The following is a 12,835-nucleotide window of genomic DNA, read 5'->3' on the forward strand; positions in this document are numbered from 1 at the left end:
GAGTGAATCGTATGGCAGAAATGCTTTCTTATGCATTTATGCAAAAGGCCTTTTTAGCAGCACTGTTTATCTCAGTGATTGCCCCAATGCTCGGCGTCTTTCTAGTTATTCGCCGACAATCTTTAATGGCAGATACCCTTTCACATGTGTCATTAGCCGGTGTGGCACTAGGCTTCTTTTTTAATTGGAATCCTAATTTAATGACCTTAATTGTCGTGATTGTGGCTGCAATCATTCTAGAATATTTACGAATGATTTATAGCACCTATTCAGAAATTTCGATTGCTATTTTAATGTCAGGCGGTTTGGCTTTGGCGTTAGTTTTGATGAATTTAACAGGAGGCAATTCAGCTGCTAGTATTCAATCGTATTTATTTGGTTCCATCGTCACGATTACGTGGGATCAAGTGGTTATGTTGGCAATTTTATTCGTAGTTTTAGTTCTATTGTTTATGTTATTTAAACGTCCAATGTATGTTTTAACATTTGATGAAGATACTGCTCATGTTGATGGGCTACCTATTCATTGGATGTCGATGCTTTTTAATGTAATTACTGGTGTGGCGATTGCTGTGATGATTCCGATCGCGGGAGCCTTGTTAATTTCAGCAATTATGGTCTTACCAGCTGCAATAGGTATGCGAATTGGTAAAGGCTTTAACACGGTGATTATTATCAGTGTGTTTATGGGCTTGATTGGCATGCTAACAGGGTTGACTAGCTCGTATTATTTGGAAACACCACCGAGTGCAAGTATTACCCTAATTTTTATTGGTTTATTCTTATTAGTCAATATTTATCGCCGAGTGGTTGTCATGGTCCAACGAAAACAAAAAATGCAAAGAAACTAAGGAGAAAAACGAAAGTTTTTCTCCTTTATTTCTTTTTTTTAAAAGAAATGGCGAACTATTTTCAGTTATTTGAAAAAAATCCTCGAATTTTTCGGTTAAACCCCTTATAATAAGGAACGATAGAATGAAAAGGAGTGACGAATTTGAAAATTCGGAGAAGTGAACGATTAATCGATATGACCCAATATCTTTTAGATCATCCCCATACATTGGTTTCTTTGACATATTTTGCTGACCGATACCAATCTGCCAAGTCTTCCATTAGTGAAGATTTAGCAATTGTTAAAAAAACATTTAAAGAACGTGGAACAGGTATTTTAGAAACGATTCCAGGCGCTGCAGGCGGTGTCCGCTTTATCCCTGAAATTCCTTATGAGGAAGCGGAGCAGTTGATTATGGATTTATGTGATCGTTTGTCAGAACAAGATCGCTTATTACCTGGGGGCTATGTTTATCTTTCAGATTTACTTGGGGAACCGAATTTATTAAGACAAGTGGGCCGGATTATTGCTTCTAAATATTTAGGCAAACAAATTGATGCGGTAATGACCGTTGCGACTAAAGGAGTGCCAATTGCGCAAGCTGTGTCTTATTACTTAAATGTTCCGTTTGTGATTGTTCGTCGCGATTCTAAGATTACTGAAGGTTCAACGGTGAGCGTGAACTATGTATCAGGGTCTTCAGAACGTATCGAAAAAATGGAACTTTCAAAACGCAGCTTAAAACGCGGCTCAAAAGTTTTAGTCGTGGATGACTTCATGAAAGGCGGCGGCACCGTCAATGGTATGAAGAGTATGATTGAAGAATTTGAAGCAGAACTTGTGGGCATTACCGTTTTTGCTGAGTCAAAATTCAATGGCCGTCGTGCAATCGATGACTATACTTCGCTATTGTACGTGGAAGATGTGGATACACAAACAAAAACGATTAGCGTAGTCCCAGGAAACTATTTCACAGAGAAATAATTTGAAAAAGAACCTGAAAATGGTCCATTCCATTTTCAGGTTCTTTTTTTCTGTTTTATTCCTTTAAAAAAAGATGAGAAAATAAATTGGTCTACCTTTTAAATGCCTTATTTTGTTGAAAAAGACAAAAGAGTAAGATAAACTAGAAAAGGTATAATGAGGACGATTTAGAAGAAAATCAAACAATTTAGTTAATTTGAGGTGGCAAACGTGGAAAATAGATACGCAATTATTTTAGCAGCTGGTAAAGGAACACGCATGAAATCTAAACTTTATAAAGTATTGCATCCAGTTGCTGGTAAACCAATGGTCGAACATATTTTAGATCAAGTAGAACAAACAGAACCAACAGAAATCGTGACAATCGTTGGACATGGGGCGGAAATGATTAAAAGCCATTTAGGCGAACGTAGTCAATATGCCTTACAAGCTGAACAATTGGGAACTGGGCATGCAGTCATGCAAGCACAAGAGTTATTAGGTGGTAAACAAGGAACAACATTAGTTATTACAGGGGATACGCCGTTATTAACTGCGGAAACCTTGAAAAATTTATTCGATTACCATCAAGGTAAGAATGCAAGTGCGACTATTTTAACAGCGCATGCAGAAGACCCAACAGGCTATGGTCGAATTATTCGTGATCATGTGGGCATTGTTGAACGAATCGTGGAACAAAAAGATGCCAGTGAAGAAGAAGCACGTGTTCAAGAAATTAATACAGGAACCTTCTGTTTTGATAATGAATCATTGTTTGAAGCGTTAGCGAAAACAGATACAAACAATACACAAGGGGAATACTATTTAACAGATATCATTGAAATTTTGAAAAAAGAAGGCAAAGCTGTCGCTGCTTACCAAATGGCAGACTTTGACGAAGCAATGGGTGTAAATGATCGTGTTGCTTTATCCACTGCTAATAAAATTATGCATCGTCGTTTAAATGAAATGCATATGCGAAATGGTGTTACATTTATTGATCCAGACACAACGTATATTGATGAAGGCGTGGTAATTGGTTCAGACACAGTCATTGAAGCGGGAGTCACTATCAAAGGAAAAACAGTGATTGGCGAAGATTGCTTGATTGGCGCACATTCAGAAATCGTTGATAGTCATATCGGCAATCAAGTGGTTGTTAAACAGTCTGTGATTGAAGAAAGTGTGGTTCGCGAGGGGGCCGATGTGGGTCCGTATGCACATTTACGTCCTAAAGCAGATGTGGGGGCAAACGTACACATTGGTAACTTCGTGGAAGTAAAAAATGCAACAATCGATGAAGGAACAAAAGTGGGCCATTTAACATACGTTGGTGATGCAACATTAGGCAAAGATATTAATGTCGGTTGCGGCGTTGTTTTTGTTAATTATGATGGCAAAAATAAACACCAAACAGTCGTGGGTGATCACGCGTTTATTGGCTCTGCAACGAACATTGTTGCGCCAGTCACGATTGGTGATCATGCGGTGACTGCTGCTGGTTCAACCATCACAGAAGATGTCCCTTCAGAAGATTTGGCGATTGCCCGGGCACGTCAAGTGAATAAAGAAGGCTATGCTAAAAAGTTACCTTACATGAAGGATTAACCTCAAATAAAAAAGAACGCTCTTTTGCTTAAGCAAAAGAGCGTTCTTTTTCCTCCTTAAAGACTAGACCAATTTCTGCTAATATTTGTTTAGAGGCATTCAAGGACTAGACCAATGCTGTTTATTCGGTATTTTTAGTTATTTTTTTCAAAAAAATAGTTTTTGTTCTGCTTTTCCAATATAAAAAGACTTTCTTTTTTTATAAAGTTCGTTTTTTGGTCAAAATTACTATTTTTTTCACAAACAAATCCGCTGTATTGTCCAAAAATAAAAACAATTTACAGGAAAAACATCTTATTTTAACGGAATTTACTGTTTTTTATTTAACGGATATATTATGATAGGAAAAGAAGAGCAACGTGATGGGGGAAGGCTCTTTTTGTTGTTTGTTACTTTGACAATTGTTTGTTGCAAATGGGTTGAAACACAAGGAGGAAATTTGTGAAAAAGTTGAGCTTTAAAAAAGTGAAGTGGGGCATGCATTTTTTAATGGCTGTTGCGTTGATAGCGCCAAGCGTTACTAGTACGGCATATGCAGTAGAAACAACGAGTCAACAAAGTTCAGAAGCAGTAACAAGTACCACCGATTCAAGTAGAAAACAAGAACCAGTCATTACACAGGAAACAACAGACATCAAACAAGAAGCACCAAATCAGGCTACGAGTGACAGTGTCAAGCAGTCACAAGAAACCACAGCACCAACAGAGACGACGAATTTAGAAACGTCAACCGCTGAAAAAGAAGAAACGAGCACGCCGCAAAAAATAACAATTTTAGGTACGTCAGATGTTCATGGTCAATTATGGAATTGGTCTTATGAAGATGATAAAGAACTACCAGTTGGTTTGTCCCAAGTAAGTACAGTCGTCAACCAAGTCCGGGCGCAAAACCCAGCAGGCACCGTTTTAATTGATAATGGCGACAATATTCAAGGCACTATTTTAACAGATGACTTGTATAATAAAGCGCCTTTAGTGAATGAAAAGACCCATCCAATGATTACCGCCATGAATGTGATGAAGTATGATGCAATGGTTTTGGGAAATCATGAGTTTAATTTTGGTTTACCGTTAATCCAAAAAATTCAACAAGAAGCCACTTTTCCAATCTTGTCTGCGAATACCTACAATAAGGAAGATGGTCGTCGTTTTGTTAAAGGGACTACCACGAAGGAACTTGATTTTAATCAAGATGGGCAGCCAGATTTAAAAGTTGGGATTATCGGCTTAACAATTCCGCACATTCCTTTGTGGGATGGCCCTCGTGTTACTTCGCTTAATTTTTTACCTTTGAAAGAAGAAGCAGAAAAAGCAGTTACTGAGTTGAAAACTAACGATCAGGCTGACATTATTGTTGCTTCGATTCATGCGGGACAACAAAATAGTGATCCGGCTGCCAGTGCCGACCAAGTAATTGAAAATGTCGCGGGGATTGATGCGTATATTCTGGGTCATGACCACCTTTCTTTTACCAAGCAAGGAGCAGCGCCGAATGGAAAAACTGTACCGGTAGGGGGACCTAAAGATACAGGGACAGAAGTTGTTAAGATTGATCTTTCAGTTGCTAAAAATGCCGATAAGTGGGAAGTGCAAGAAGGTACAGCAACGATTGTACCAACAACGAATGTTCCAGCAGATGAAGCAGTTAAGGCAGCGACAAAAGAATACCATGAAAAAACGCGAGCGTTTATTCAGGAGGAGATCGGCACAGCAACAGCTGATTTTTTACCAAAACAAGAAATTAAAGGAATTCCCGAAGCGCAATTACAACCAACAGCGATGATTTCTTTAATTAATAACGTTCAAAAAGAAGTGACAGGTGCACAATTAAGTGCGGCAGCGCTGTTTAAATACGACAGTAAATTACCTGCGGGGAAGATTTCCTATGCCACGATTTTTGATATCTACAAATACCCGAATACCTTAGTGAGTGTTCCTATTAACGGTGAAAACTTACTGAAGTATTTAGAAAAACAAGGGGCGTACTATAACCAAACACAGCCAGATGATTTGACCATTAGTTTTAATCCAAACATTCGTGTATATAACTATGACATGATTTCTGGAGTGGACTACAAGATTGACATTTCAAAACCAGTGGGTGAACGAATTGTAGATGCGAAAATTGACGGACAACCGTTGGATCCTGCCAAAGAATATACGATTGCTATGAATAATTATCGTTACGGCGGTTTAGCTAGCCAAGGGATTCAAGTAGGGGAACCTATTAAAAATTCTGATCCAGAAACCTTACGAGGAATGATTGTTGATTATATTAAGAAAAAAGGAACTCTTGATCCAGAACAAGAAATCGAACGAAATTGGTCAATTATTGGGACAAATTTTGATGAAAAATGGCGTGCCAAAGCAATCGAATTAGTGAATGACGGCACTCTTCAAATTCCGACTTCTCCTGATGGACGTACACCAAACGCCGCTGCTATTACGAAACAAGATGTCCGTAATGCGGGCTTTGATTTAGATAATGCATATACCATTATGCACACAAATGACGTTCATGGCCGACTAGAAGCAGGGAAAGGCGAATTAGGTATGGCGCGTCTAAAAACCTTTAAAGACCAAGAAAACCCAACCTTGATGGTGGATGCAGGGGATGTTTTCCAAGGATTACCAATCTCCAATTTCTCCAAAGGCGCGGATATGGCCAAAGCAATGAATGAAGTTGGTTATGATGCCATGGCGGTGGGAAATCACGAGTTTGATTTTGGTTTAGAGATTGCACTAGGTTATAAAGACCAACTGAATTTTCCGATTTTATCTAGTAATACGTATTACAAAGATGGCAGTGGACGGGTTTTTGATCCGTATACAATCGTAGAAAAAGCCGGGAAAAAGTTTGCCATTGTAGGTGTGACGACCCCAGAAACAGCAACGAAAACACACCCGAAAAACGTGGAGAAGGTGACATTTAAAGACCCGATTCCAGAAGTAGAAGCAGTGATTAATGAAATTAAAGAGAAGTACGCGGATATTCAAGCTTTCGTGGTTACTGGGCATTTAGGCGTAGATGAAACGACGCCGCATATCTGGCGTGGTGATACGCTAGCAGAAACCCTTAGTCAAACATATCCTGAGTTAGATATTAATGTGATTGATGGACATTCGCATACAGCCGTCGAAAGTGGCAAACGTTATGGCAAAGTGATCTATGCTCAAACAGGTAATTATTTAAATAATGTTGGAATTGTCACAGCACCAGAGAATGAACCAACTAAGAAAACAGCAAAATTGATTCCAGCAGAAGAGTTGCTAGGATTGCCAGAAAACCCGGCAGTTAAAGCCATCGTTGATGAAGCACGTACGAATTTTAACGCTGAAAATGAAAAAGTAATTGTCGATTATATTCCATTCACATTGGATGGACAACGAGAAAATGTGCGCACACGAGAGACCAACTTAGGGAATTTGATTGGTGATGCGATTATGTCATATGGCCAAGACGCGTTTAGCCAACCTGCTGATTTTGCAGTAACTAATGGTGGCGGCATTCGCGCTGATATTAAACAAGGGCCAATTAAAGTTGGGGATGTCATTGCTGTGTTACCTTTTGGCAATAGCATTGCGCAAATTCAAGTAACCGGCGCCCAAGTTAAAGAAATGTTTGAAATGTCTGTTCGTTCGATTCCACAAAAAGATGAGAATGGCACAATTTTACTAGATGATGCTGGCCAACCAAAACTTGGCGCAAATGGTGGTTTCCTACATGTTTCAAGCTCCATTCGTATCCACTATGATTCCACAAAACCAGGTACTCGCTTGGCTAGTGACGAAGGCAATGAAACAGGACAAACGATTGTCGGTAGTCGCGTATTAGGAATAGAAATTAAAAATCGGCAAACACAAAAGTTTGAACCATTGGATGAGAAGAAACAATACCGGATGGCTACCAATGATTTCTTAGCTGCTGGTGGTGATGGTTACGATATGCTAGGTGGTGAACGAGAAGAAGGGATTTCACTAGATTCTGTCTTAATTGAATACTTGAAAAGTGCAACCAGCTTGCGGTTGTATCGTGCAGCAACGACGATTGATTTAGCACAATATAAAGAACCATTCCCAGGCGAACGAATTGTTTCTATTTCGGAAGAAGCTTACAAAGAGTTAATCGGTGGAGGAGAGACGCCAAAACCAGATCCAAAACCAGATCCAAAACCAGATCCAAAACCAGATCCAAAACCAGATCCAAAACCAGATCCAAAACCAGATCCAAAACCAGACCCGAAACCAACACCAGAAACACCAGTAGCAACCAATAAACAAAACCAAGCGGGAGCAAGACAGAGCAATCCATCCGTAACAGAGAAGAAAAAGTATGGCGGCTTTTTACCTAAAACGGGTACAGAAACAGAAACGCTTGCATTATATGGTTTACTGTTCGTTGGACTTTCTTCTTCTGGCTGGTATATTTATAAACGACGTAACAAAGCTAGTTAGTCATTTTTTAAGAACCGTCCTTCGGGATTGGTTCTTTTTTTATTTTAATGCTTGCCATTTGTTTTTAATTTTAGTATTATAAGAATATTCTAAAAATTAAAAAATGAAGAGTTTTTTCTGTGAAGGGAGAAAGGCATGAAAAGTAAACGTATAAAAGGACTTATCGGGTTAAGTTTAACAACGCTGTTAGTTTTAGCTGCTTGTGGTGGTGATGGGGGAGCTGGCGCCGAAAAAGCAAAGGGCGGATCAGAGAAAACTGCCGCTAAACAAGAATTTAAAGTAGTAGTTCAACAAGAAATGCCTTCTGCAGATTTATCTTTAGGAACAGATACAATTAGTTTTACGGCACTGAATAATGCGTATGAAGGAATTTATCGTTTAGATGATAAAAGCAAGCCGCAACCAGCAGGGGCTAAAGAAAAAGTGCAAGTCAGTGATGATGGTCTGACGTACACAGTGAAACTAAGAGAAGAAGCAAAATGGTCCAATGGTGATCCTGTCACAGCTGCCGATTATGTTTTTAGTTGGCAACGTACAGCAGATCCTCAGACTGGCGCTGAGTATGCTTATTTTCTAGAAATGATTGAAAACGGTGCAGACATTGTAGCTGGTAAGAAACCAGTCTCTGAATTAGGCATTAAAGCAAACGGAGATTACGAGCTAGAAATTAAACTGGCAAAACCAACACCATATTTTGATTATTTACTGGCCTTTCCACTATTTTTCCCGCAACATCAAGCAACCGTAGAGAAATATGGCAAAGATTACGCTGCTTCCAGTGAAAAAGCAGTCTATAATGGTCCGTTTGTCTTAGCTAACTTTGAAGGGGCTGGCTCAGATACCAATTGGACTTTGGAAAAAAATGAAAACTATTGGGATAAAGACAATGTCAAATTAGATAAAATCAATTTTGATGTTGTCAAGGAGGCGCCAACCGCCTTGAACTTATTCCAAGATGGCCAGGCAGACGATGTTATTTTAAGCGGCGAATTGGCCCAGCAAATGGCGAAGGATCCAGAATTGGTTATCGAAAAAGAAGCACGAACCAGCTATTTGGAATTTAATCAGCGAGATAAAAATTCACCGTATAATAATGTGAATTTACGCAAAGCAATTTCAGCAGCGATTGATCGCAACGCATTAGTAGATAAAATTTTAGGCGACGGCTCAGTAGTCGCTACCGGCTTAATTCCAGAAGGGATGTCGTATTCGCCGACAGATGACACAGATTTTGCTGATGAAAATAAAAAAATTGTTGAATATAGCCCAGAAAAAGCAAAAGAATATTGGGCAAAAGCGAAGAAAGAATTGGGCATAACAACACTCAAAATGGATATTGTTGCCGATGATGTCGATTCTACGAAAAAGTTAGCGGAATATATTCAAGGTACGTTAAAGGATACTTTAGAGGGCATTGATGTAACAGTGAGCCCAGTGCCGTTTTCAGTTCGAATTGATCGAGGTAGTCGCGGCGATTTTGAGACAATCTTAGGTGGTTGGGCTGCGGATTACGCAGATCCCAGTAGTTTCTTAGATCTTTTTGTTACTGGTAATAACTATAATCGCGGGCGTTTTTCAAGTAAAGCCTACGATGAGTTGATTGAGGCTTCAGCTACAAGAGATGCTTCAGATCCTGAAAAACGTTGGGAAGACATGGTTAAGGCTGAGAAGTTATTGATTGGTGAAGAGACCGCTTTAGCACCACTTTATCAAAAGGCGACTGCCCATCTACGCAGTAAAGAAGTGAAAGGCGTCGTTGCCCATGGTGCTGGCGCACAATATGATTATAAGTGGACATATGTGACAGAAGAGTAGTTAAAAAGAGACACAGAATAGTCAAATCGACTGTTCTGTGTCTCTTTTAATCAAAATATTTCTGCTGTTCTTCTTTTAATTTTTCTGGGGTTACATCTTCACCAGTAGGATCATAAATAGTGACGCCCATTAATGTTTTATTGAATTGTTCACGAATGGTCCGCAAATATTCTTGTCGCAAATCGACACGAAGAGCTTGTTCTTCAGATGTTAAACCTTGTTCACGCTCTTTTTGTGCAAGCGTATTAATTCTTTTTAAAACCTCTAACATTTCTCATTTCCTTTCTATAATAATTCTTTTGCTAGGCGTTCAAACGATTGAAAGCGCGTTTGTTTGTCATAACCTGGGGTGATTAGCATTGCTTCTGTCAACCCTAGTTCTTCTTGTTGGTGGAAAAACTCCGCAACTTCTTGGCTACTGCCAATGACAAAGCGTTGTTTATTTTGTTCTAAAACCAGTTTGTCCATTTCACTGTAAGGGAAAGCTAGGGCTTCTTCTGGCGATAAAAATTTATTTGGAAGCCCATGTTCGGTGGCAAAGATATAATGCTCGAAACTAGCCGCATGGTATTCTGCTTCTTCTTTCGTGTCGGCGGCGAAAGTGAAATACGCAGCGCTCACTTGCGGCTCTTGTTGTTCAGTTACTGGTCGGAAATGCTTGTAATATGCGGACAATACTTCTTTGGGCAAATGTCCATGAATAAACTGCGCAAAGGAAAAATTAATGCCATATTCACCAGCTGAACGTGCGCTTTCTTTGCTAGCACCTAGTAACCAGGGTTGTGGTAATAGAACTTCCCGCGGAACAGCTGAAATTTTAGAATATAAATGATCTTCAGGAAATTCCTCTCTTAAAAAGAGTAAAATTTCAGGTAATTTATCAAATTGGTCTAGCTGTGGTGGCTGACCATTATTTAACGCTAACGTAGTCAAAGGGCTGCCGCCAGGCGAGCGGCCCATGCCTAAATCGATTCGATCAGGATATAAAGCTGCTAATGTTTTAAACGTTTCTGCGACTTTAAATGGCGCATAATGCATGGTCATGATGCCACCCGCGCCAACACGAATTTTTTCGGTGGCACTAGCAATATGTGCAACTAAAATTTCTGGCGTTGCACTGGCAAAGGCGTCTGAACCGTGATGTTCGGCATACCAAATTCTTGTGTAACCAAGTTTTTCCGCTAATTGAGCGAGCTCTTTGGCTTCTTGTAATGTGTCGCTTGCTGATTGATTTTTAGGAACCGTTAATTGATCTAAGATACTTAATTTCATGTATGTAGTCTCCTTTTTGGTTATTTTTTTGAAGCTACCGCTATTATTACGCAAGCATGTCAAAAAAAACAGTACGCACTTTTTAATTCCCTAGTGAGCGAAAAGTAACAAATAGATGTAGCCAAGGTCGATGATAAAAAATTCTCCGCTATGGCTTTTTGATGCTTTGTGTTAAAATGGAACATATGTACGCAATCAGCAATTGGAAAGGTGACAACATGTACGAATATATTATTGGAAAAGTAACGTTTGTTAGCCCATACTATATTGTCGTTGAAACAAATGGCATTGGCTATCAGATTTCAGTCGATAACCCGTATCGCTATTCAGGAAAAATGGATACGGATATTAAACTATATCTTCACCAAGTCGTGCGGGAAGATGCACAGCTATTATTTGGTTTTGGCAGTTTAGAAGAAAAACAATTGTTCTTAAAATTAATCAGTGTCTCTGGAATTGGCCCTAAAAGTGGTTTAGCTATCATGGCTTCTGTGGCTGATCATGGTGGTTTAATCAATGCAATTGAAGGGGAAGATGTTACATATTTAACGAAGTTCCCAGGTGTTGGCAAGAAAACAGCCCAACAAATGATTTTAGATTTAAAAGGAAAATTAGGGGAATTAGAGTCTTCCGAAGCAGCGGTGGCGGCCATGACCGTAACCGAAGTGGTGACAACAAGCAATCAAGCATTGGCAGAAGCGTTAGAAGCATTAAGTGCCCTAGGCTACAGTGACCGAGAGATTAAGCGTATCACTAAGCAATTGGAAGCGTTAGGTGAGACAACGACAGATGTCTATTTAAGCAATGCGTTAAAATTCATGATGAAACGCTAAGGAGGAATAACGATGACAGAAGAAGAACGGTTGCTTTCAGCTGCAAGTCAAGAAGCAGAAGCTTCAATTGAAAAATCGTTACGTCCACAATTTTTAGCACAATATATTGGTCAAGACAAAGTAAAACAAGAACTAACGATTTATATTGAAGCGGCGAAAAATCGGAATGAAGCGTTGGATCATACCCTTCTTTATGGTCCGCCAGGTTTAGGGAAAACGACAATGGCGATGGTCATCGCCAATGAAATGAATGTGAACATTCGTACCACAAGTGGACCAGCCATCGAACGGGCGGGAGATTTAGTCGCTATTTTGAACGAATTAGAGCCTGGTGATGTGTTATTTATCGATGAAATTCATCGTTTGCCGCGAGTGGTGGAAGAAATGCTGTATTCCGCAATGGAAGATTTTTACATTGATATCATGGTCGGTCAAGGAACCACGGCACATCCCGTTCATTTTCCGTTACCGCCTTTTACTTTAGTGGGCGCTACCACACGGGCAGGGATGCTTTCAGCACCATTACGAGATCGTTTTGGGATTATTTCTCACATGGAGTATTATCAAGAGCAGGATTTAAAAGAAATCGTTCTCCGTTCCGCGGATATTTTTCAAACGGAGATTTTTGAGGAAGGTGCCTTTGAAATTGCGCGCCGCTCAAGAGGAACCCCCCGAATTGCTAATCGTTTGTTAAAACGTGTCCGTGATTTTGCACAAGTCCAATCAGATGGCAAAATCGACCGAGCGATTGCAGACAAAGCGTTAACCTTACTGCAAGTGGACCATCAAGGCTTGGATTATGTCGATCAAAAATTGTTGAAAACAATGATTGATTTATACGGCGGCGGTCCGGTTGGTTTAAGTACCTTGTCTGTAAACATCGGTGAAGAAACCGAAACGGTGGAAGATATGTATGAACCCTATCTTATTCAAAAAGGTTTCATTAAACGAACACCGCGAGGACGAATTGCAACGCCATTTGCGTATGCACATTTTGGGTATGATTATTTAGAGGGTCGTAAAAATTAAAAATAAGTCAAAAGAAAGCAAGCCTTAA

9 protein-coding genes are annotated in these 12,835 nt (G+C 39.7%); 7 read left to right on the forward strand and 2 right to left on the reverse strand.

The annotated features are described in order from the left end of the window. Nucleotides 1-11: 11 nt before the first annotated feature. From IGL56_RS00250 to IGL56_RS00270, 5 genes are all read left to right on the forward strand, one after another. Nucleotides 12-851 carry a metal ABC transporter permease gene (locus IGL56_RS00250; protein ID WP_002383493.1) on the forward strand — a complete coding sequence of 280 codons (840 nt, stop codon included), beginning with the start codon at nucleotides 12-14 and terminating at the stop codon, nucleotides 849-851. A 143-nt stretch (nucleotides 852-994) separates the two neighbouring features. Next, nucleotides 995-1,816 (forward strand): pur operon repressor, encoded by an 822-nt coding sequence (purR, locus tag IGL56_RS00255; protein ID WP_002381336.1) that lies wholly within the window; start codon nucleotides 995-997, stop codon nucleotides 1,814-1,816. Between the two features lie 201 nt (nucleotides 1,817-2,017). Then, nucleotides 2,018-3,403 (forward strand): bifunctional UDP-N-acetylglucosamine diphosphorylase/glucosamine-1-phosphate N-acetyltransferase GlmU, encoded by a 1,386-nt coding sequence (gene glmU, locus IGL56_RS00260; protein WP_002356067.1) that lies wholly within the window; start codon nucleotides 2,018-2,020, stop codon nucleotides 3,401-3,403. 441 nt (nucleotides 3,404-3,844) lie between these two features. Further along, complete coding sequence (locus IGL56_RS00265) at nucleotides 3,845-7,858, forward strand: 5'-nucleotidase C-terminal domain-containing protein (protein WP_033780667.1); 4,014 nt, start codon at nucleotides 3,845-3,847, stop codon at nucleotides 7,856-7,858. Nucleotides 7,859-7,993: 135 nt separating this feature from the next. Then, the gene (locus IGL56_RS00270; RefSeq protein ID WP_002356069.1) at nucleotides 7,994-9,673 is read left to right on the forward strand and encodes a peptide ABC transporter substrate-binding protein; all 1,680 of its coding nucleotides are present in this window, start codon (nucleotides 7,994-7,996) and stop codon (nucleotides 9,671-9,673) included. A gap of 46 nt (nucleotides 9,674-9,719) precedes the next feature. Here IGL56_RS00270 and IGL56_RS00275 read toward each other — a convergent pair whose 3' ends face one another. Next, on the reverse strand, nucleotides 9,720-9,944 hold the full coding sequence (locus IGL56_RS00275; protein ID WP_002356070.1) for a DUF896 domain-containing protein: 225 nt from the start codon (nucleotides 9,942-9,944) through the stop codon (nucleotides 9,720-9,722). Between the two features lie 14 nt (nucleotides 9,945-9,958). Then, complete coding sequence (locus IGL56_RS00280; RefSeq protein ID WP_002356071.1) at nucleotides 9,959-10,945, reverse strand: LLM class flavin-dependent oxidoreductase; 987 nt, start codon at nucleotides 10,943-10,945, stop codon at nucleotides 9,959-9,961. A 218-nt stretch (nucleotides 10,946-11,163) separates the two neighbouring features. On the opposite strand from IGL56_RS00280, the gene ruvA reads away from it, so the two are divergent. Then, complete coding sequence (ruvA, locus tag IGL56_RS00285; RefSeq protein WP_002356072.1) at nucleotides 11,164-11,778, forward strand: Holliday junction branch migration protein RuvA; 615 nt, start codon at nucleotides 11,164-11,166, stop codon at nucleotides 11,776-11,778. 12 nt (nucleotides 11,779-11,790) lie between these two features. Next, the gene (ruvB, locus tag IGL56_RS00290) at nucleotides 11,791-12,807 is read left to right on the forward strand and encodes a Holliday junction branch migration DNA helicase RuvB (protein WP_002381340.1); all 1,017 of its coding nucleotides are present in this window, start codon (nucleotides 11,791-11,793) and stop codon (nucleotides 12,805-12,807) included. Nucleotides 12,808-12,835 lie beyond the last annotated feature (28 nt).

Origin of the sequence: Enterococcus sp. DIV1316a (assembly GCF_050536915.1) — a bacterium.
Lineage (GTDB): Bacteria > Bacillota > Bacilli > Lactobacillales > Enterococcaceae > Enterococcus > Enterococcus faecalis.